The organism is Streptomyces sp. MCA2 (genome assembly GCF_023544705.1).
Lineage (GTDB): Bacteria > Actinomycetota > Actinomycetes > Streptomycetales > Streptomycetaceae > Streptomyces > Streptomyces decoyicus.
Map to the genome: position 1 here is coordinate 17,405 of NZ_JAMJFM010000033.1, position 21,463 is coordinate 38,867.

Below are 21,463 nucleotides of genomic sequence, written 5' to 3' on the forward strand. Positions count from 1 at the left end.
CGTTGGGAGGACCAATAGCCGCAAAAGGCCAGGCCTCAGGGCTGTGGAGCACTTCCCGCAGCGTGAGAGACTGGTCTAGACAACAGTCACGACTTTGAAGGGCAACACCATGGCTGAGCGCCGCGTCAATGTCGGTTGGGCCGAGGGCCTGCACGCCCGCCCCGCGTCGATCTTCGTCCGTGCGGCCACCGCCTCCGGCGTCCCGATGACGATCGCCAAGGCTGATGGCAACCCCGTCAACGCGGCCTCCATGCTCGCGGTCCTGGGCCTGGGCGCCCAGGGCGGCGAGGAGATCGTGCTGGCCTCCGACGCCGAGGGCGCCGAGGAGGCACTCGACCGCCTGGCCAAGCTCGTCGCCGAGGGTCTCGAGGAGCTCCCCGAGACCGTCTGAGTCCGCCAGGACCTCTGCATGCGGCGGGGCCGTTTCCGTGTGCCGGAATCCGGTCGCTGCGCCTGTGGCCGGGATATCGATATATGCGCTCACCGCATGCGCCGTACGCATTACGGCACGGGGGAGCTAAATTCCGGGGGACCCGACATGCGCCGCAATACGCAAAGTATTTGGCGCGCACCCTTCTCCCTCCCTCTCCCGCTTGCCGCAAAACAGGCAGCGGAATTCGGGCTGAAGGCGGACCGAATAGAGAAAGCCGCCCCGGCTGCCGGAGAAATATTCGCACTTCTTTGTATACGGGGCCCTTGTTAAGGGCGGGCACGCGCCGTGTTGACGTGTGGTTTCGGATCCCTCACCTCCGTCTTGGCGGGGCGCCGCAGCCGGTACACCGGGAGTGAGCGCTCGACATGAGCCGCCATCAGGGCGCGGGCCCGCTCCGCGTCCCCCCGGGCCACCGCGTCCAGCACCGCACCGTGTTCGTCCCACGACTCCCCGGCCCGGGCCGGCAGTTCCACCACATACATCCACTCGATCTTGCGCCGCAGCTGAGTGAGCAAGGCCGTCAGACTGGGGCTGCCGGCCGCCTGGGCCAGCGTCTCGTGGAACCAGCCGTCCAGTTGGCGCAGATCGGCGGGGTTGCCATGACGGGCCCGCTCGCGGCCGAGCCGTACCAGACCACGGAGCACCTTGAGGTGAGCCGGGCTACGGCGGGCGGCCGCACGGGCGGCTCCCAGCGGCTCCAACAGGGCGCGGACGGCGAGGAGATCGGCGGCCTCCTGCTCGGTGGGCTCGGCGACACAGGCACCTGCGTGGTGGCGGGTGGTGACGAACCCTTCGGACTGCAACGTACGCAGCGCTTCACGGACCGGCACTCTGGAGACGCCGTACCGGGCCGCCAGGATCTCCTCGATCAGCCGGCTCCCCGGCACCAGCGCGCCGGAGACAATGTCGTCGCGAATCGCCGTGCACACCGCATGCGCGGAAATATGGCCTCGCATCTTCCGTGCCTCCGCCGTAATCCCCTGGAAACGCCGCCGGTCGGCGACTTTTCCGTGACTCTATTCGACGGGAACGGCTTTTCCGAAGGACTCCGGTTATTCATGGATATTTTTTGGCCAGCAGCCACGGGTTGCCGACGTATCGCGGGTCGCCGGCGTATCCGGTGCACGCACACCGCAGCCGCACACCGGATAACGCCGAAGCCCCGGCCGTGTGGCCGGGGCTTCCGTCGGATGCGCGGTGCGACGCGGGCCTGCGGGGCGCGCGGCCGGGCGAGGCCGGAGGTCAGGCGTTGACGCCGTGCGAGCGCAGGTAGGCGACCGGATCGATGTCCGAACCGTAGTCGGCGCCGGTACGGGCTTCGAAGTGCAGGTGCGGGCCGGTGGTGTTGCCGGTGGAGCCGGAGAGGCCGATCTGCTGGCCCGGGGTGACGTGCTGGCCGACCGAGACGCCGAGCGACGACAGGTGACCGTACTGGGTGTAGGTGCCGTCGTTCATCTTGATCACGATGTTGTTGCCGTACGCACCGCCCCAGCCGGCCTCGACGACGGTGCCCGAGCTGACCGCGTGGACGCTGGTGCCGGAGGCGGCGTGGAAGTCGATACCGGTGTGACTGCCCGAGGACCACAGGCCGCTGGAGGCCTTGTACGAGGTGGAGACGTAGGAGTCCGCGACGGGGGCGACGAAGGTGTTGAGGCGCTTGCGCTCCGCCTCACGGGCGGCGCGCTCCTTGGCCTTGCGGGCGGCTTCGACACGCTGCTTGGCCTCTTCGGCCTGCCTCTTGGCCACGGCCTCCGCCTTGGCCTTCGCGGCGGCGGCCTCGGCCTCTGCCTGCTGCGCGTCGGCCTGGGCCTCGACATGGTTGGCGAGCTCGTCGCCCAGCACGACGGCCCGCTGGAGACCGGTGTCGTGGGTGCGCGCCTCGTCCGTGGCCGCCAGCGCCGGCGAGGCCACGGAGGCGACAACGCCGCCGGCCGCGAGGGTGGCTATGCCGGCGATGCTGCGGGTCGTTCGAGCGGGGCGGTTCGCACGACGGTGCTTCCCGGTGGCACGGATGAACGCCATGTGGCTGGCTTGTCCTTTCCTTCCTTCTCGCCTACCGGGTTAGCTGACGGGTTCGGAGCAGGAAGGTCTCCTACGGGCTCCTCCGGAGAGGAGTCCGATTCACCCCAAGGGACACTGGGTCCCCGGCTCCCCTGGCTCGCGCCGTACGGGGACTCGGCGATGACTGCCCGGTGCCACTGTTGTGGCGGACTTGTGACGAACAGCCGGACCGACGCTAAACGGGGCAACTTTCAATCGGCAAACAGATCCGCTTTTTTGTGCGGGATGCCACAAGAACCGTGGCACCAGCCGCAATAAACCGGACATACAGCGGCTCCCGTGGCGCGAACGCCACGGGAGCCGCTTTGTCGATATATGACCTTCCGTCACATGGCGGGACTAACCGCCGACGACCGTCACCTCACCGATGCCCAGCGCCTTGATGGGCTCGGCGATCTGCGCCGCATCGCCCACCAGCACCGTCACCAGCCGGTCCATGGGGAAAGCGTTGACCGCCGCCGCCGTCGCCTCGACCGTGCCGGTCTCCGCGAGGCGGACGTACAACTGCGCCTGGAAGTCGTCCGGCAGGTGCTGTTCCACCTGGTCGGCGAGGGTGCCCGCGACGGCTGCCGCGGTCTCGTACTTCAGCGGCGCCACCCCGACGAGGTTCTGTACGGCGACGTCCCTCTCGTCGTCCGTCAGCCCCTCTGCCGCGAGGGTGCGCAGCACCTTCCACAGGTCCTCCAGCGCCGGGACGGTGGAGGCGGTGTCCACCGAGCCGCTGATGCCGAGCAGCGAGGCTCCCGTGGCCCCCTCAGGAGAGGTGGGGGCGGTGGAGCGGAGCACCTGGCCGAAGGCGCGCACCCCGTAGGTGTAGCCCTTCTCCTCCCTCAGGACACGGTCCAGACGGGAGGTGAGGGTGCCGCCCAGGCAGTACGTGCCGAGGACCTGCGCGGGCCACACCCGGTCGTGCCGGTCGGCACCGATACGGCCGAGGAGCAGCTGCGTCTGGACGGCTCCGGGGCGGTCCACGATCACCACGCGGCCGGTGTCGTCGGCGACGATCGGCGAGGCCTTCAGCGGCTCGCCCGTCGAGCCGCTCCAGGCGCCGAGGGTGTCGGCGAGCGCGGCGTCCAGGTCGACGCCGGTGAAGTCACCGACGATGACGGCAGTGGCCGTGGCGGGCCGTACATGGGCGTCGTAGAAGGCGCGGACGGCCCCGGCATCGACGCGTCCGACGGTCTCCTCGGTGCCCTGGCGCGGCCGCGACATCCGGGATGTGGCCGGGAACAGCTCCTTGGACAGCGCCATCGCGGCGCGCCGGGCCGGGTTGGCGAGCTCGTGCGGGATCTCGTCGAGACGGTTGCGCACCAGCCGCTCGATCTCGCTCTCCGGGAAGGCGGGCGCGCGCAGCGCGTCGGCGAGCAGCCCGAGCGCGCGGTGCAGCCGGGACGCCGGCACTTCGAGGGACACCCGTACACCCGGGTGGTCGGCGTGCGCGTCCAGTGTGGCGCCACAGCGCTCCAGCTCGGCGGCGAACTCCTCGGCGTCGTGCTTGTCGGTGCCCTCGGACAGGGCACGCGCCATGATCGTGGCGACGCCGTCCAGGCCCTCGGGCTCGGCGTCCAGCGGAGCGACGAGGTTGATCTCGACGGCGACGACCTGCTGGCCGGGGCGGTTGCTGGTCAGGAGCGTGAGCCCGTTGGGCAGTTGGCTGCGGCCGGGGGCCGGGAAGGCCCACGGCCTGGGCGCGCCGCCCTGGGGCTGGGGGTGAAAGTCCATGCTGCTCACGGGGGAATCGGCGTGGGTGGTGGCGTCGCTCACTGGTCCGCCTCCCCTTCCTCGGTGTCGGCGGCGTCGGTCGGCTCGTAGACGAGCACGGCGCGGTTGTCGGGGCGCAGCCGGGCCTTGGCGACCGCCTGCACCTCCTCGGGGGTGATGTCCAGGACGCGCTGCACGGCGGTCAGCGCGAGCTGCGGGTCGCCGAACAGGACGGCGAAGCGGCACAGTTCGTCGGCGCGGCCGCTGACCGTGGCCAGCCGGTCCAGCCATTCGCGCTCCAGCTGGGCCTGTGCCCGCTCCATCTCCTCCGGGGTCGGGCCCTCGGCGGCGAAGCGGGCCAGCTCCTCGTCGACGGCGCGCTCGATGCCGGGGACCTCCACGCCACCGGACGTCTTCACGTCCAGCCAGCCCAGCGAGGGTGCGCCGGCCAGCCGCAGCAGGCCGAAGCCGGCCGCCACGGCGCTGCGGTCGCGCCGCACCAGCCGGTTGTACAGGCGGGAGGACTCGCCGCCGCCCAGGACGGTCAGCGCGAGGTCCGCGGCGTCCGCCTCACGGGTGCCGTCGTGCGGCAGCCGGTAGGCCGCCATCAGGGCCCGGGCGGGCACGTCCTCCTCGATGACCTCGCGCAGCTCGCCGCCGATGACGTCGGGCAGCGTGCCGTCGCGCGGCGGCTGCTTGCCGTCGTGTCCGGGGATCGAGCCGAAGTACTTCTCCACCCAGGCCAGCGTCTGCTCGGGGTCGATGTCGCCGACGATCGACAGGACGGCGTTGTTGGGCGCGTAGTACGTGCGGAAGAACGCCCGCGCGTCCTCCAGGGAGGCCGCGTCCAGGTCGGCCATCGACCCGATGGGCGTGTGGTGGTACGGGTGGCCCTCCGGGTACGCCATGGCCGTCAGCTTCTCGAAGGCCGTGCCGTACGGGACGTTGTCGTAGCGCTGGCGGCGCTCGTTCTTGACGACGTCGCGCTGGTTCTCCATGGAGTCGTCGTCGAGCGCGGTCAGCAGCGAGCCCATCCGGTCCGCCTCCAGCCAGAGCGCGAGCTCCAGCTCATGGGCGGGCATGGTCTCGAAGTAGTTGGTGCGCTCGAAGCTCGTGGTGCCGTTGAGCGAACCGCCGGCACCCTGCACCAGCTCGAAGTGGCCGTTGCCCTTCACCTGCGCGGAGCCCTGGAACATCAGGTGCTCGAAGAGGTGAGCCAGGCCCGTACGGCCCTTGACCTCGTGGCGGGAGCCGACGTCGTACCACAGGCAGACCGCTGCGACCGGGGTCAGGTGGTCTTCGGAGAGCACCACGCGCAGGCCATTTGCCAGCCGGTGCTCGGTCGCTGTCAGGCCGCCGGAGCCGGCTTGTTCTGTGGCCGTGTGACCCATGGGCATGTACGTCCCTTCGATCCGCTTGCGAGGAAGTTCTGTCACTGTATGCAAGCGGATCGGCATCTGGCGAAGTTCCCGTGCGACCGGCCCCGAACGTGCGTCGCCCTCGGCCCCGCAGGAGGCGAAGGGGGGAGTCGCGGTCGGCGTTGTCAGTGGGGCGGTCCACAATGGTCCGCGTCAGACTCACACATACTCGCGGGTCGATCGCCAGCTGGTTGACCCGGCCAGTTGACCGTTGGTCCGATGTCGCCCCCCGACCTCGGCAGTAGACGCAGCAGAAGGAGCCGCAGCCGCGATGGCCCGCCGCAGCACGAAGACCCCGCCGCCGGACGACTTCGAGGAGAGGATCCTCGACATCGACGTCGTCGACGAGATGCAGGGTTCCTTCCTCGAGTACGCGTATTCGGTCATCTACTCGCGCGCCCTGCCGGACGCCCGCGACGGTCTCAAGCCCGTGCACCGCCGCATCCTGTACCAGATGAACGAGATGGGGCTGCGGCCCGACCGCGGCTACGTCAAGTGCGCCCGCGTCGTCGGTGAGGTGATGGGTAAGCTCCATCCCCACGGCGACGCGTCCATCTACGACGCACTGGTGCGCATGGCGCAGCCGTTCTCGATGCGGCTGCCGCTGGTCGACGGCCATGGGAACTTCGGTTCGCTGGGCAATGACGACCCGCCGGCCGCGATGCGGTACACCGAGTGCCGGATGGCGTCCGCGACGTCCCTGATGACGGAGTCCATCGACGAGGACACCGTCGACTTCGCGCCGAACTACGACGGCCAGGAGCAGGAACCGGCCGCCCTCCCCGCCGCGTATCCGAACCTCCTGGTCAACGGCGCGTCCGGCATCGCAGTCGGTATGGCGACGAACATGCCGCCGCACAACCTGGGCGAGGTCATCGCCGCCGCCCGCCATCTGATCAAGCATCCGAACGCCGATCTCGACACCCTGATGCGCTTCGTGCCGGGTCCCGATCTGCCCACGGGCGGCCGGATCGTGGGCCTCGGCGGCGTACGGGACGCGTACGAGAAGGGCCGCGGCACGTTCAAGATCCGTGCGACGGTCGCGGTGGAGAACGTCACCGCCCGCCGCAAGGGCCTGGTCGTCACCGAACTCCCGTTCACGGTCGGCCCCGAGAAGGTCATCTCGAAGATCAAGGACCTGGTCGGCTCGAAGAGACTCCAGGGCATCGCGGACGTCAAGGACCTCACCGACCGTGAGCACGGCCTGCGGCTGGTGATCGAGGTGAAGAACGGCTTCAACCCCGAGGCCGTATTGGAGCAGCTGTACAAGCTCACGCCGATGGAGGAGTCCTTCGGCATCAACAACGTCGCGCTGGTGGACGGCCAGCCGCTGACGCTGGGCCTCAAGGAGCTGCTGGAGGTCTACGTCGACCACCGCTTCAACGTGGTGCGCCGGCGCAGCGAGTTCCGGCGCGGCAAGGCCCGCGACCGTCTCCACCTGGTCGAGGGCCTGCTGACGGCCCTGGTGGACATCGACGAGGTGATCCGGCTCATCCGCTCCAGCGACAACAGTGCGCAGGCCAAGGAGCGGCTGATCGAGCGGTTCTCCCTGAGCGACATCCAGACGCAGTACATCCTCGACACCCCGCTGCGCCGGCTGACCAAGTTCGACCGTATCGAGCTGGAGTCGGAGCGTGACCGGCTTCAGGACGAGATCGAGAAGCTGACGCGGATCCTGGACTCGGACGCCGAGCTGCGCAAGCTGGTGTCCGGCGAGCTGGCCACGGTCGCGAAGAAGTACGGCACGGACCGGCGGACGGTCCTGCTGGAGTCGGCGGGCACCTCGGTCGGCGCGGTGCCACTGGAGGTCTCCGACGACCCGTGCCGGGTGCTGCTGTCCTCGACGGGCCTGCTGGCGCGTACGGTCACGGGGGACGTGGCCTTCGACGTCGACGCCAAGCGCGTCAAGCACGATGTGATCGTCTCGGCGGTGCCGGCGACGACCCGTGGCGAGGTCGGGGCGGTGACGTCCCTGGGCCGGCTGCTGCGGATCTCGGTGATCGATCTGCCGCAGCTCCCGGAGACCGCTGCGGCGCCCAGCCTCTCCGGTGGTGCGCAGGTCTCGGAGTTCCTGTCGCTGGAGGACGGCGAGGAGCTGATCTGTCTGATGACGCTGGACGAGTCCTCGCCGGGTCTGGCGCTCGGCACGGAGCAAGGTGTCGTCAAGCGGGTGGTGCCCGACTACCCCGCCCACAAGGAGGAGTTGGAGGTCATCACCCTCAAGGACGGTGACCGCATCGTGGGCGCGGCCGAGCTGCGCACCGGTGAGGAGGACCTGGTCTTCGTCACCAACGAGGCGCAGTTGCTGCGCTATCCAGCGTCGCAGGTGCGGCCGCAGGGCCGGCCCGCGGGCGGTATGGCGGGCGTCAAGCTGGGCGAGGGCGTGAAGGTGATTGCGTTCGCCGCGGTCGATCCGGCCTCCGAGGCCATGGTGTTCACGGTCGCCGGCTCGCACGGCACGCTGGACGACTCCGTGGCGACGGCCAAGCTCACCCCGTTCGACCAGTATCCGCGCAAGGGCCGGGCGACCGGTGGTGTGCGGTGCCAGCGGTTCCTGAAGGGCGAGGATCTTCTGACCCAGGCCTGGGTGGTGCCGGCTCCGGTACGGGCCGCGGACGCCAAGGGCTCGCCGGTCGAGCTGCCGGAGGTGGATCCGCGGCGGGACGGCTCGGGAGTGCCGCTGACGAAGTCGGTGGCGGCGCTGGCCGGGCCGGTGTAATCAGGCGCGGTGACAGAGGTGGGGTGACGCCGTCGGGCCGGTGAAGAGCCGGCCCGGCGGCGTCACTCGTTGTCGGATTCCTCGCGTGCGGCCACGTACCGCAGCACGCCCCACATGCTGTTCTGATCGGCATCCGACGGTGCGCTCTCACGGCAGTTGTCCAGCTCCTTGCGCAGGGCCGGTGCGTCGATACCGCTGCCGATCATGACGAGCTGGGTGCACCGCTCCTCGCCCTTCGGCCACGGCGCGGGGTAGAAGCGCAGGAAGTCACCGACGGCATGCACCGTGAACTTCTGGCGGTTCTCCGGTACGTCGAAGTGGACGAAGCCCTTGATGCGGTAGAGACCGGCCGGGCGGCTGTCGAGGAAGTCCATCAGGCGACGCGGGTGCAGCGGCTCGGCGGAGGTGAACTCCACGCTCTGGTAGGCGGCGTGGAGGTGGCCCGCATGGTGGGCGTGGTCGGGGAGACCGCAAGGGTCCGGATGGTCGCAATGGTCGTCCGAGCCGTGGGCGGGGTCCATGTCCGCTGCGGTATCGCGCAGCAGGTCCTCGAAGGACAGCTGGCGCACGGCCGCGTCGTGGTCCTCCCCCGGTCCACGGTCGAAGAACAGCTCGGGATCGACCCGCCCGTATGCGGTGCTGATCACGGGCCGGCCGGGGGCGAGGTCCGCGAGTGTGTCCATGAGGTGCTGGCGCGCCGCGTCGCCGATGCGATCGGCCTTGTTGAGCACCACGATGTCGGCGATGCCCACATGCCGGTCCAGTTCGGGGTGCCGGTTCCTGGTGTCGTCGAACTCCGCGGCGTCGACGACCTCGATCAGCCCGCCGTAGACGATCCGGTCGTTGTCGCTGGCGAGGATCATGCGGATGAGTTCCTGCGGCTCGGCCAGCCCACTGGCCTCGATGACGATCACATCGATACGGGCGGCGGGGCGAGCGAGCCGCTCCAGGTAGGTGTCCAGTTCGCTGGTGTCGACCGCGCAGCACAGACAGCCGTTGCCGAGCGAGACCATCGAGTCCACCTGGCCGGCGACGGTCATGGCGTCGATCTCGATGCTGCCGAAGTCATTGACGATCGCACCGATACGGGTGCCGTCGCCGGTGCCGAGCAGATGGTTGAGGAGCGTGGTCTTGCCCGATCCGAGGAAGCCCGCGAGCACGACGACCGGGATCTGTTGCGTGGCCAAGGGAGCGCCTCCATGGTGCGGGTGGCGGGCCGCGCGGACCGGCGGCGGACGAGCTGTCGATCGTAACGGACCGCCGGCGGCGCGGGCTCGGCTCGGCCCCGCGCCGCCTACGGCCTGCCGCGCTAGCGGGACGCGACGAGGGGCAGCGGCTGGGGCGGGGGCGGGCCGACGTACCGGGCCGCGGGGCGAATGATCTTCGAGTCCTCGGCCTGCTCCAGAATGTTGGCGCTCCAGCCGACCACACGGGCCGCGCAGAACGTGGGCGTGAACATCTCGCGCGGCAGCCCGCACAGCTCCATGACGACGCCCGCGTAGAGCTCCACGTTGATGTGCAGCTCACGGCCGGGCTTGAGCTCGGCCAGCAGCTCTTCGACCCTCGCCTCCACCTGTACTGCGAATTCCACCAGCGGCCCACCGAACTGCTCGGCGATACCGCGCAGCATCCGGGAGCGCGGGTCCTCGGTGCGGTAGACGGAGTGACCGAACCCCATGATCCGGTCGCCGCTCAGGATGCGGTCACGAATCCAGGGGTCGATTCGGTCGGGTGTGCCGATGGCGTCGAGCATGTCCAGGGCCCGGCTGGGCGCACCGCCGTGCAGCGGCCCGGAGAGCGCGCCGACGGCGCCGACGAGGCAGGCCGCGAGGTCGGCGCCGGTGGACGCGATGACCCGTGCGGTGAAGGTCGAGGCATTGAAGCCATGGTCGATGGTGGAGATCAGATATGCCTCGATCGCCCGTACCCGTTCCGGCTCCGGCACGTCGCCGGTGAGCATGTAGAGGTAGTTGGCGGCGTGGCCGAGATCCGCGCGAGGCTCGATGGGCTGCTGTCCCTGGCCGAGCCGGTGGAGCGCGGTGATCAGGGTCGGTACGGCGGCGCAGGCGGCAAGTGCATCGGCACGACGGCGGTCGGCGTCGAGGTCGTAGAGCGGCCGGAAGCCGACCGTCGCGCCGAGCAGCGAGAGCGCGGTGCGCAGCCCGGCGAGCGGGCCGGAGAGCGCACCGGCACGGGCGAGTGCGGGCAGCGCGTCACGTACGGCCGCGGGCAGCGTACGCAGAGCGGCGGTCTCTGCCCGGAAGGCCGCAAGCTGCGTCGCGTCGAGCAGCGCCCCGTGGAACATCAGGTACCAGACGTCCTCGAAGGTACGAGCCGTTGCCAGCTCGACGGCGGAGTACTGGCGGTAGTGATAGAAGCCCTCGGTACCCCGGACGTCACCCAGCTCGGTCTCGGTGACGATGACGCCCGCAAGCCCGCGGGGCGCGTCGAACGGGGTGTTCACCTCGGCGCTCGGCATGGCTGTTCTCCTTGCTCTTCCTCACCCAAATATTGATCCGACTGTCTATGCTTGACTCAAGCATTGTCAATATTGATTGAATCAATGTGGATGAGTCTGGATACGGTGACCCCATGGCGGATCGAGACATGGCGCAGGACACGGGCGGGCAGCGACTGAGCACCCGGGAGGCAGCCGACCGGCTGGGCGTGAAACCGGAGACGGTGTACGCCTATGTCAGCCGCGGCCAGTTGACCAGCCGCCGCGAGCCGGGCGCCCGCGGCAGCACCTTCGACGCGAAGGAGATCGAGGCGCTCGCCCGCCGCGCCGGCCGCCGCGAACCATCCGCCTCCGGCGGCGAGTTGGCGGTCCGCACGAGCATCACATTGATCGACCGAGACCACTGTTACTTCCGCGGCGTCGACGCTTCGGAACTCGCCACCCGCTACAGCTACGAGGAAGTCGTCGAATGGCTGTGGACCGGTGAGATGCAGCCCGGCATCCGCTTCACGGCACCACAGGACGCGCTGACGGCTGCCCACCGCGCCGTAGCGGCGCTGCCGACCGACAGCGGGCCGATGGACCAGCTACGGGTAGCCGTGATCGCCGCGGCGGCCGCCGACCCGCTCCGCTTCGACCTGTCCGAGGACACCGTCATCGGCACCGCCCGCAGCCTCATCCCGACCCTTGTCGACGCCTTGCCGTCACGCGCCCCGGACCAGCCCGCTGCTGACGCCCTCGCCACACGTCTCTGGTCGCGGCTCACCTCGGAACCGGCCGACGCCGCGGCACTGCGCGTGCTGGACGCCGCACTGGTCCTGCTCATCGACCACGACCTCGCCGCTTCGACGTTCGCGGTACGGGTCGCCGCCTCCGCCCGCGCCCATCCGTACGCGATCGTCTCGGCCGGCTTCGGAGCGCTGGACGGTGTGCTGCACGGCGCGGCGAGCGGACTCGCCCACCGAATGCTCCTGGAGGTACTCGACCGAGGCAGCGCAGCTGCCGTTGTCGCCGACCACCTGCGGGCCGGCCGCCGGGTACCGGGCCTCGGCCACCGCCTCTACCCGGGCGAGGACCCGCGGGCCCGCGCCCTGTTCCGACTTCTGGAAGACGTACCGCGGGCGCGCCCCGCCCTGAAGGCCGCCCGCCAAGTGATCAGCACCACGGCGCGGCACGCGGAGCTGCACGCCAACGTCGACCTGGCGCTGGCCGTACTGACCGTTTCCACGGGCATGCCGGCCGAGGCAGGCGAAACAATCTTCGCCATCGCCCGCACGGCCGGCTGGATCGCCCATGCCTTGGAGGAATACGCCGAACACCCCCTCCGCATGCGCCCCAGCGGCCAGTACCACGGCCCCCGCCCACCACAGCCGCTGCCGTGACCGGAGGGGGCGGCGGGTTGGTACCGCTCGGGAGGAGCCGGCACTCCGGTGGCACCCACACCCATGAGGCCTGTCCAGAGGACGTCGTCGAACTCACACGAAGGGGCACTCGCCGTCGCCGCGGAGCATTTCGTTCGCCCTCGCCCCTCTGGACACCCACCCGGAAGCCGACGCGGGCCAAATGAGGTTAGGCTCACCTATGTGAGTACCTGCGCCACCGCTTCCCGTGAATCGGCCGAATCTCTCGCCGGGACTGCGGCCCCTGCCCGGACCTGGCTGCTCATTGAGCAGACGGGACCGTGGGGCACCCATGCACTGACGGACAGTCACCTCGACCCTGACGTCGGCCGGGCCTTGGAGGCCGCGGCAGAGGGGACGGGCGTACGCGTCGCTCTGATCCGCCGGCCGGGACGCCATGCCGACCGCCACGGCGCCTCCCGGCGCAGGATGTTCCTTGCGCACACCGCGCCGGGGCGCTCCTGGATCCGTACGACCACCGTCACCGACCCGCGGGCGGCCGTCGGGCTGAATTTCACGGCCCTCGGAGCCGGAGAGCATCACGGCCTCTGGGAGCCGTACATCGGTGAGCCGCTGGTCCTCGTGTGCACCAACGGCAAGCGGGACCGTTGCTGCGCCCTGCTCGGCCGCCCGCTCGCCGCCGAGCTCGCCGCCGGCGGAATCGAGGCCTGGGAGGTCACCCACATCGGGGGCCACCGCTTCTCCCCCACCCTTTTCGTCCTCCCCTACGGCTACGCCTACGGACGAGCCTCGGCCCCTCTGGTCAAGGAGGCCGTGGAGGCGGCGCGCGACGGACGGATCACGCTCGACCACACCCGTGGCCGCTCGGCCTGGGAACGGCCGGGCCAGGCCGCCGACCTCGCGGTCCGTGAGCTCATCGGGGAGGACCTGGCGGACGCACTCGACGTCGTACGGACCGACACGATGTGGCCCGAACCGAAGGCGGCCGACAGGATGGCGCTCGGTAGCGCGCCCTCGACCGGGGCCTCCCCCGCCTGGGCGGTCACCGTCGCGCACTCCGACGGTCGCATCTGGCGGGTCGTTGTCGAACAGCGGGCCGACGGTGCTGCGGCGCCCGCCAGCTGTGGTGCGCCGCTCGGTCCACCGGCCCGCATGGCGGTTGCGTCCATCACTGCGGCGATCGGCATGCCGCAAAGGACGGCCCAAGCCACCGGCAGTTGACTCAGTCGGCTCCTCCGGGCGCTCCCCGGACACTTCGTCGCCCCCCGTTTTCACCTCAAGAGGCAGGTCCGGGACCTCGTCCGTGCCGAGTCGATACCCGTCCGGAAGCCGACGGCCGCGCCGGCCGCATGACGCCTCGCCGCTCGCCCGAACGTCGCCCGGCAGCGGGCGGCTGCGCCAAGACCACGTGAAGCGACAGGCGAAACGCACCGACCAGCTGCGTCGAGTCCGTACACCCGCGGCCCGTAGGCCGAGCAGCACACCACCCGCCTTCCTCCACGACTTGCGCCACGCCCCGTGGCCCTCCCCCGTCGACCGCATGACCGCTCCCTCCCGCGCACCGCTGTGCGCCTCACCCGGCCGCGCCGGCCCCTCACCGCCGGCGCGAGACCGACCCACGACTTCACCGGACGAGGCTAGGCACACACCCTCCGCAACCGAAAGGCCTGTGGATAACTCCTCTCGCCCCTCCCCTGACCCCATGACACGCGCCTGACCTGCGCCTTCGCCGCCGAAGCCTGGCCGCATCGACAACCTCCCGCGGGGGCATGGGCCGCGAGCCGCGGCATCGGCCGCTGATAGTTGCCGTGCCGCGTCATGGCTGGTCGTGAGCGTGTGAGCGTTCTACGTGCTTGCCTCCGGCTGGGCAACAGCGGAGGGGGCGGCCACGGCTCGCGATCGGTCGGAGTCACCTTCGAGTCGCCGCCCGGACACCCTCCGAATTCGCCCCGTCAGGGATTACCGGCCTGCCCATCCCCACGCTTACTGTTCGTTCGTATGGGCGAGAAGGAAGCGTCGATTCCCCGCCCGAGCGCCGCAGAGCCCTCGGGTTCCGCGCCGTTTCCCGCCGCTGCGGCGGCTTCTGGCACCACGACCGGCAAGCCGGGCAGCAGTGCGCACACGGCCGGCTGTCAAGCGGCGCCCGAAGACCCGGCTCCGGCCGACCGCACGTCGGCCGCCCGCACACTGCGTCGCACGAGGCCGCGGCTGGGCTGGCCGCGGCGGGTGTTCTCCCAGGTGCTCATGGTGCAGCTGGCCATCGCCGCCGGAGTCACGGCCCTGGCGACCGGCCTGTTCCTCGCGCCTCTGAGCGCGCAGCTCGACGATCAGGCAATGCGCCGCGCTCTCGCCATCGCGCAGACCACCGCGTCCGAGTCCCGGCTCGACAACGCCCTGGAGTCCTCCCGTCCGACGCGCCACGGCCCCGTACAGACCGAGGCGGAGCGGATTCGCGCCGCCACGGGCGCCGAGTACGTGGTGATCATGGACAAGCGGGGTGTGCGCTGGTCCCACACCGACCCGGACGAGATCGGACGCCACGTCTCGACGGACCCGAGCGTGGCGCTCTCCGGCCAAGAGGTGATGCAGATCGATGACGGCACCCTCGGTCGGTCCGCACGCGGCAAGGTCCCGCTCCGGGATGAGGACGGCAAGGTCGTAGGCGCCGTCTCCGTCGGCATCGCGTACGAAAGCGTGCGGGACCGGCTGCTCTCCACCGTCCCCCAGCTGCTCGCCTACGCAGGCGGGACGCTCGCCGTGGGTGCTCTCGCCGCCTACCTCGTCGCCCGCCGGCTTCAGCGCCGCACCCACGACCTGGCGTTCTCCGACATCTCCGCGCTGCTCGTCGAGCGGGAGGCAATGTTGCACGGCATCCGCGAGGGATTCGTGGCCCTCGACAGGAACGGCCGCATCCGCCTGCTGAACGACGAGGCACAGCGTCTCCTGGACCTCCGCGCCCAGGACACCGGCCGCCCTCTGGAAGCGGCCCTGCCGCCCGGCCGCACGACAGACGTTCTGGCCGGCCGCGTTTCGGGGGCGGACCTACTGGCCGTCAGCGGGCACCGGGTCCTGGTGGCGAACCGCATGCCGACCGACGACGGCGGAGCCGTGATCACCTTGCGCGACCGCACCGAGCTGGAGCGGCTGGGGCGCGAACTGGACGGCACCCGCGGCCTCATCGACGCACTCCGCGCCCAGGATCACGAGCACGCCAACCGGCTGCACACCCTCCTCGGCCTGCTCGAACTCGGTCTGCACGAGGAGGCCGTGGAATTCGTGACACAGGCCGTGGGCGTACATCACGCAACCGCCGAACAGGTCACCGAGCACATCCACGATCCGCTGCTGGCCGCCCTCCTGGTGGGCAAGGCCACCGTCGCCACCGAGCGTGGCGTCTCCCTGAGCATCTCGCCTGCTACCCACCTGCCTGACCGCCTGGTCGACCCGCACAGCCTGGTCACCATCCTCGGCAATCTCGTCGACAATGCACTCGACGCCACATCGGGCGAGCGCGACGCGCAACTCGAGGCGGAGGTCCGCGCCGAAGGCCGGACCGCTGTCGTCCGCGTCAGCGACAACGGACCGGGCGTGCCCGAGGACCGTCGTGCGGAGATCTTCACCGAGGGCTGGACGACCAAGGAACCGCCGGCCCATGGGCAGCGCGGCATCGGCCTCGCACTCGTAAGGCGCCTCGCTGAGCGCTACGGAGGCAGCGTCGCGGTCGGCGAGCGCCCCGGTGGCGGTGCAGTGTTCACCGTGACGGTCCCCGACGCACTGTCCGACGAGCTTTCCGAGGCGCAGGAAACACCCCACCGGGAAGCAGTCACGGGCAGCCATCCCACGAGACGGACCGAGGGAGGCGCTTGCCGCCCCGAAAGCGCCACGGAGGCCGACCGATGATCGACGTACTGGTGGTGGACGACGATGTACACGTCGCGAAGATCAACGCGGCGTATGTCGCCAAGGTCGAGGGCTTCCGTGTCAGCTGCCTCGCGCACTCCGCCACGGAGGCCCTTGCTGCTCTAGAGACCCATCCCGTCGATCTGATCCTTCTGGACCATTACCTCCCCGACAAAACGGGACTCCAACTGGTCGGCGACCTGCGGCGGCGCGGTCTGCTCACCGACGTGATCATGGTGACGGCGGCCCGCGACATCGCCACCGTGCAGGCCGCGATGCGACACGGCGCGCTGCAGTACCTGGTCAAGCCGTTCACCTTCGCGGGCCTGCGCTCCAAGTTGGTGGGTTACGCGGCGCTGCACCGTACGTTTGCGGGCGGCGGGCAGGCGGAGCAGTCAGAAGTGGACCGGATCTTCGGTGCGTTGGGGGCCGCCAATGCGGGTCCCGCCGAGCTGCCGAAGGGGCACTCCACCGCCACCGCCGACCGTGTGCGCTCGGTACTGCGCTCCGCGGACGCCCCGTTGTCGGCGCAGGACGTGGCCGTCCAGGCAGGCCTGAGCCGGCAGACCGCCCAGCGCTACCTGAAACTCTTGGAACGCGCCGGGCGGGTGCGCCTCACGCTCAAATACGGCGAGACCGGCCGCCCAGAGCACCGCTACGAGTGGGTCTAGCAGGAGACCGAACCATGTGCGCGCGGACGGCGAGGGACGCGGGAAACGCGCGCACACGGGGCAGGGCGCGGCAGCCACACACCGCACGGCTGCCGCGCCCCGCACACGCCCGTCCCCGCTCCAGGGTCAGGGCCTGCCCGCCCCTGACCCCGTCGGACAGGCGCTCTAAGCCGCCCCCGCCCCCGTGAGCGCCCGTACCTCCGTCTCCGCATGCCGTGCCTCGTCGGCGGCCTCCGGGGAGAGCACCGTTCCCAGCCAGCCCATCAGGAATCCCAGCGGGATCGACACCACACCGGGGTTGTCGAGCGGGAAGAGGACGAAGTCCATTCCGGGGAAGAGCGACTCCGGGCTGCCGGAGACCACCGGCGAGAGAACCACCAAGGTGATCGCCGGAATCAGACCGCCGTATACGGACCAGACCGCGCCCCGGGTCGTGAAGCGGCGCCAGAAGAGTGTGTACAGCAGGACCGGAAGGTTGGCCGATGCGGCAACGGCGAAGGCCAGGCCCACCAGGAAGGCGACGTTCAAGTCCTGGGCGAGCAGGGCGAGGCCGATAGCCACCGCGCCAACAGCCACCGCCGCGCCGCGCGCCACGGCCACCTCGGCACGCTGGGCGTGCTGCGGCGTACCGCGCGGGTGCCGCAGCGAGGCATACAGATCGTGGGCGACGGAGGCCGACGAGGCGAGCGTGATGCCGGCGACCACCGCCAGGATGGTGGCGAACGCGACAGCGGCCACCACGGCGAAGAGAACCGTGCCGCCGGTCGAACCGGCGCCGCCTCCCAGGTCGAGGGCCAGCAGCGGGACGGCGGTGTTGCCGGCCGTATTGGACTTGCGTACGGCGTCGCTGCCGAGCACTGCCGCGGCGCCGAAGCCGAGCACGATGGTCATCAGGTAGAAGCCACCGATCAGACCGATGGACCAGACTACGGAGCGACGGGCGGACCGCGCCGTGGGGACGGTGTAGAAGCGGGAGAGGATGTGCGGCAGCCCGGCCGTCCCCAGGACGAGCGCGATGCCGAGGCTGATGAAGTCGAGCCGTGAAGTCCAGTCGTCGCCGTATTTGAGGCCGGGCGCGAGGAAGTCATGGCCGTGGCCGCTGCGTTCGGCGGCGGTGTTCAGCAATGCGTTGAAGTCGCCGTGAAAACGGACCAATACCAGGACAGTCAGGGCGATGGCGCCTCCCATGAGGAGTACGGCCTTGACGATCTGGATCCAGGTCGTGGCTCGCATCCCGCCGAAGGCGACGTAGACCACCATCAGGGCACCGACCCCGATCACCATCCAGGTACGAGCCTGCTGGCCCGCGCCCCCCAGGAGCAGGGCGACCAGGCTGCCGGCACCGACCATCTGCGCCACCAGATAGAGCACGGACACCGTGACAGAGGCCGTGCCGGCCGCGATACGGACGGGGCGCTCCCGCATCCGGGCGGCGACGACATCGGCGAGGGTGAACCTGCCGCAGTTGCGGACCAGTTCAGCGACGAGGAAAAGGACGACGAGCCAGGCGACGAGGAAGCCGACCGAGTACAGCAGGCCGTCGTACCCGAAGAGGGCGATCAGCCCGGAGATACCCAGGAAGGATGCGGCGGACATGTAGTCACCCGCGATGGCGAAACCGTTCTCCATAGGAGAGAAGAGCCTTCCGCCCGCATAGAACTCCTCGGCGGAGCCGTGCCTGCGGCGGCTCACCCATGTGGTGATCGCCAGGGTGACAGCGATGAACACGCTGAACAGGACCAGCGCGAGGGTCTGGTGGTCGTCGGTCACCGGACGTTCCCCCCGGTGAGTTCCTGGGTCTCCCAGCGGATGTCGAGCGCCGCGCTGTCCCTGCGCAGCCGGGCGTGACGGGCGTACGCCCAAGTGAGCAGGAATGTCGTGGCGAACTGGCCGAGTCCGGCGAGCATCGCGACGTTCAGAGCGCCGACGACACGGTGGGCCATGAGGCCGGGCGCGGCCGTTGCCGCAATGACATAGGCGAGGTACCAGGCCAGGAAGACCGCCGTGCCGGGCAGGACGAACCGCCGGTAGCGGCGCCGCACCTCCTGGAAGGCCGCGCTTCGTTGCACCGCCAGATAGATCTCGTCGTGCGGCGCGGGCCGCTGTTCCGGTACCGGTAGTGGTGCCGAGGGGGGTGGCTGCCTGCGGCCCCACTCGCCCGTCGCCTCCGCCCCGCCGTCCAGCTCGCCCCACCCGGAGGTGAGTGCGTCGTACCAGGGGTCGTCGAGCCGTACGCCCCCTGGCTCACCGGCCGAGTGGCCGTCCTGCTTGTCCACCGAACTCTCCTTGGTGCACGGGTCTGTTGTCCGTGCGTCCCAAGGTTGGACAGAAAGGAAGATCCTGGACTCTTCATTCCGAACCCTTCACCCCATCAGGTGATGGGCCGTCCGGGAGGCTGCGCAAGGCCGTGGCGGTACGCGTAGTGAATGGCCTGGGCCCTGTCCCGCAACCCCGCTTTGGCGAAGAGATTGTTGATGTGGGTCTTCACGGTCGCGTTGGAGACATGCAGCGTGCGGGCGATTTCCGGATTGGACTGGCCCTCGGCGACCAGCCGCAGCACCTCCACCTCGCGTGCGGTCAGGCCGTCCGGGGGCGCGTCCGGCGGTTGCGGCAAGGCACGTACGGGCTCCGTGAAGCGCTCCAGCAGCCGGCGCTGGATCTTGGGGGACAGACCGGCGTCGCCCGAGAGCACATCGTCGATGGCGCGGACGATCTCATCGCCGTCCGCGTCCTTGGTCAGGTAGCCGCGCGCACCGGCTTGCAGGGCAGGAAAGAGCGAGTCGTCGTCCGCATAGGTGGTGAGCACCACCACCTGGGTACCGGGGTGCTCGGCACGGATGCGCCGGGTGGCCTCGACGCCGTCACAGCGCGGCATCCGCAGGTCCATCAGGACAACGTCGGGGGCGAGTTGGGCGACGAGACGGACCGCGTCCTCGCCGTCCGCGGCCGACCCCACGACCTCGATACCCGGCAATAGCCCCAGCAGCATCACGATTCCCTCGCGCACCACTGTCTGGTCATCGGCGACCACGACCCGTGTCGCTGTGTGTGTCGTCACGCAGGCACCCGCAGCCGCACCACGAAACCCTCCTCGTCGGGGCCGGAATCCAGCGTTCCGCCGAGGAGTTCGGCGCGTTCCCGCATCCCGAGCAGACCGTATCCGGAGCCGCTGCTCGCGAGCTCACCGGGCTTGCCGCGGCCGCCGAAGTCGCGCACTTCGAGCCCGACGTCGTCCCGCGCGTACTCCAGCCGGACGTCCACCCGGGCCCCTGGGGCGTGCTTGCGTACATTCGTCAGCGCCTCCTGGGCCACTCTGCGGACCGCGAGTCCCGCCTCGGCCGGCAAGGCGCGCCCCTCGCCCCTCACCTCCAGCCGGACGCCCTCAGCGGCCGTCAGGCTACGCATGAATTCCTCGACCGGGATCATCTCCCCGCGCAGGGCGGAAAGCGCCTCACGGGTGCCGTCCAGCCCTTCACGGGCCATCCTCCGGCAAGCCACCACCCGGTCCAGGAGCTGATCGCGGTCGGTCTCGAGGTCGGTGCTGCGCCGGATCAGCAGCCTGGCCGCCTCCAGGTGCACCAGCTGGGCGCTCAGGCTGTGGGCGAGGACGTCGTGGATCTCACGTGCGATCCGCCCACGCTCGGTGAGCGCCGCCGATTCCGCCTCCGCCTTGCGGGCCGCCCGTTCCTGGGCCAGCAGCCGCTGGGCGTTGCCGCGCGCCTCGGCGTCCAGACGTACGACATAGCCCGCCAGCCCCAGGCCCGCGGTGGTCGCGACGGTCGCCATCCAATTGTCGTGACTCACCACTGCGTACGCGCCGAGCGCAACGGTGGAGCACGGCACCGCGATGCTCAGCGGCAGCCGCTCCATGGCAGTGATGGCGCAGGCGCACCACAGCACGATCGCGGGCGCCCGCGCTCCGGTGAACTCGAAGCCGAAAGCCGCCGCTTCCAGTACGGCGAACAGCCCGATGGACGGCCACAGACGGCGGTCCGCGGTCATACGGAAGAAGCCGCGGAACGCCAGGAAGGTGGCCGCCATGCCGGCGCACGCCGCCAGCAGGCTCCAGCCGGTGAAGCGCGGCCCCGTCAGGGTGACCCACACCAGTCCGGCGACCACCACGGCACGCACCGCCCGGCCGATCCACATCCGGGCGTCGCTCATGCCCTCACGGGACAGCGACTCCCGCAGGGGCCAGCTCGTCCAGGAGCTCAGCGTCACGAACGGTCCTCCCGATGGCGCGCGCGGGGCGTCAGCCCGCGACAGGGACACGGTACGTCTGCTGCACGGAGCGGGCCCGCCAGGTGGTGACACCGGTACGGGTCAGCAGCATCGCCGCAACGGAGAGCATGGTGGCCGCGCTGCCCTCGTGGATACCCATGGCCGCGGCGATGCCCATGAGGCCGACTCGTAGCGCCATGCCGCAGAACCACACGCCGGCCGCCGCCCAGCCTCCCTTCGCCCAGACCGTGCCGTCCGCTTCCGTCCAGAGGCGCGTGGTCCAGGCCCAGCCGGCGCCGCAGGCCAGCCCTATCAGGATCTCCACGCCGAGCAGAACGGCGGACGCCGTGGGGTGCTGGGAGTCCATGAGGCCGGGCTGCCGCACCGACATCACCGTCAGGACGACCGGAATCAGCCACCACTTCTTGCCCTCCGACGAGACGCGCTGCGCCGTGAACTGCTGGACGACCACCCATGCAACTACCGCAGTGATCACAACGATGTTGAGCAAGCCGCTCAT

At 70.2% G+C, this 21,463-nt stretch carries 17 protein-coding genes and 1 riboswitch; of the genes, 6 read left to right on the top strand and 11 right to left on the bottom strand.

Going from position 1 to position 21,463, the window contains the following annotated elements; translation table 11 throughout:
* Nucleotides 1-109 precede the first annotated feature (109 nt).
* Nucleotides 110-391 (top strand): HPr family phosphocarrier protein, encoded by a 282-nt coding sequence (locus M8I34_RS25280; RefSeq protein ID WP_030990508.1) that lies wholly within the window; start codon nt 110-112, stop codon nt 389-391.
* A gap of 308 nt (nt 392-699) precedes the next feature.
* Here M8I34_RS25280 and M8I34_RS25285 read toward each other — a convergent pair whose 3' ends face one another.
* From M8I34_RS25285 to M8I34_RS25300, 4 genes are all read right to left on the bottom strand, one after another.
* The gene (locus M8I34_RS25285; protein WP_250052749.1) at nt 700-1,389 is read right to left on the bottom strand and encodes a GntR family transcriptional regulator; all 690 of its coding nucleotides are present in this window, start codon (nt 1,387-1,389) and stop codon (nt 700-702) included.
* Nucleotides 1,390-1,675: 286 nt separating this feature from the next.
* Nucleotides 1,676-2,455, bottom strand: a complete 780-nt coding sequence (locus tag M8I34_RS25290; RefSeq protein WP_250052751.1) for a M23 family metallopeptidase — start codon at nt 2,453-2,455, stop codon at nt 1,676-1,678.
* 13 nt (nt 2,456-2,468) lie between these two features.
* Nucleotides 2,469-2,624: riboswitch (cyclic di-AMP (ydaO/yuaA leader) on the bottom strand.
* Between the two features lie 209 nt (nt 2,625-2,833).
* Nucleotides 2,834-4,216: a pitrilysin family protein gene (locus tag M8I34_RS25295; protein ID WP_250052854.1), complete on the bottom strand. Its 1,383-nt coding sequence runs from the start codon at nt 4,214-4,216 to the stop codon at nt 2,834-2,836.
* A 38-nt stretch (nt 4,217-4,254) separates the two neighbouring features.
* A complete protein-coding gene (locus tag M8I34_RS25300; RefSeq protein ID WP_244420186.1) occupies nt 4,255-5,586 on the bottom strand; it encodes a pitrilysin family protein in 1,332 nt (443 codons plus the stop codon).
* A gap of 298 nt (nt 5,587-5,884) precedes the next feature.
* Between M8I34_RS25300 and M8I34_RS25305 the strand changes: the two genes are divergently transcribed.
* Nucleotides 5,885-8,332, top strand: a complete 2,448-nt coding sequence (locus M8I34_RS25305; protein WP_250052753.1) for a DNA topoisomerase (ATP-hydrolyzing) subunit A — start codon at nt 5,885-5,887, stop codon at nt 8,330-8,332.
* 62 nt (nt 8,333-8,394) lie between these two features.
* Here the strand turns inward: M8I34_RS25305 and M8I34_RS25310 are convergent, their stop codons facing one another.
* Both M8I34_RS25310 and M8I34_RS25315 read right to left on the bottom strand, forming a co-directional pair.
* Nucleotides 8,395-9,519: a GTP-binding protein gene (locus tag M8I34_RS25310; protein ID WP_250052755.1), complete on the bottom strand. Its 1,125-nt coding sequence runs from the start codon at nt 9,517-9,519 to the stop codon at nt 8,395-8,397.
* A gap of 122 nt (nt 9,520-9,641) precedes the next feature.
* The gene (locus tag M8I34_RS25315) at nt 9,642-10,811 is read right to left on the bottom strand and encodes a citrate synthase/methylcitrate synthase (protein WP_250052757.1); all 1,170 of its coding nucleotides are present in this window, start codon (nt 10,809-10,811) and stop codon (nt 9,642-9,644) included.
* Between the two features lie 113 nt (nt 10,812-10,924).
* On the opposite strand from M8I34_RS25315, the gene M8I34_RS25320 reads away from it, so the two are divergent.
* The 4 genes from M8I34_RS25320 (at nt 10,925) to M8I34_RS25335 (ending at nt 16,722) form a co-directional block, all read left to right on the top strand.
* A complete protein-coding gene (locus M8I34_RS25320; RefSeq protein WP_250052759.1) occupies nt 10,925-12,172 on the top strand; it encodes a citrate synthase in 1,248 nt (415 codons plus the stop codon).
* A gap of 201 nt (nt 12,173-12,373) precedes the next feature.
* Entirely contained in the window at nt 12,374-13,372 is a 999-nt protein-coding gene (locus M8I34_RS25325) for a sucrase ferredoxin (protein WP_250052761.1), read from the top strand.
* A gap of 1,023 nt (nt 13,373-14,395) precedes the next feature.
* The gene (locus M8I34_RS25330; RefSeq protein ID WP_250052856.1) at nt 14,396-16,051 is read left to right on the top strand and encodes a sensor histidine kinase; all 1,656 of its coding nucleotides are present in this window, start codon (nt 14,396-14,398) and stop codon (nt 16,049-16,051) included.
* Nucleotides 16,048-16,722: a response regulator gene (locus M8I34_RS25335; protein ID WP_244418362.1), complete on the top strand. Its 675-nt coding sequence runs from the start codon at nt 16,048-16,050 to the stop codon at nt 16,720-16,722. The genes M8I34_RS25330 and M8I34_RS25335 overlap by 4 nt, the downstream gene beginning before the upstream one ends.
* Nucleotides 16,723-16,887: 165 nt before the next feature.
* On the opposite strand, the gene M8I34_RS25340 is transcribed toward M8I34_RS25335, so the two are convergent.
* From M8I34_RS25340 to M8I34_RS25360, 5 genes are all read right to left on the bottom strand, one after another.
* Nucleotides 16,888-18,492, bottom strand: coding sequence for a cation acetate symporter (locus M8I34_RS25340; RefSeq protein WP_250052763.1), 1,605 nt, complete (start codon nt 18,490-18,492; stop codon nt 16,888-16,890).
* The gene (locus M8I34_RS25345) at nt 18,489-18,998 is read right to left on the bottom strand and encodes a DUF485 domain-containing protein (RefSeq protein ID WP_250052765.1); all 510 of its coding nucleotides are present in this window, start codon (nt 18,996-18,998) and stop codon (nt 18,489-18,491) included. Before M8I34_RS25345 ends, M8I34_RS25340 begins: the two co-directional genes overlap by 4 nt.
* A 95-nt stretch (nt 18,999-19,093) precedes the next feature.
* Entirely contained in the window at nt 19,094-19,780 is a 687-nt protein-coding gene (locus tag M8I34_RS25350) for a response regulator (RefSeq protein WP_374210985.1), read from the bottom strand.
* Nucleotides 19,777-20,943: a sensor histidine kinase gene (locus M8I34_RS25355; RefSeq protein ID WP_250052767.1), complete on the bottom strand. Its 1,167-nt coding sequence runs from the start codon at nt 20,941-20,943 to the stop codon at nt 19,777-19,779. Before M8I34_RS25355 ends, M8I34_RS25350 begins: the two co-directional genes overlap by 4 nt.
* A gap of 31 nt (nt 20,944-20,974) precedes the next feature.
* A complete protein-coding gene (locus tag M8I34_RS25360) occupies nt 20,975-21,463 on the bottom strand; it encodes a DUF1453 domain-containing protein (protein WP_250052769.1) in 489 nt (162 codons plus the stop codon).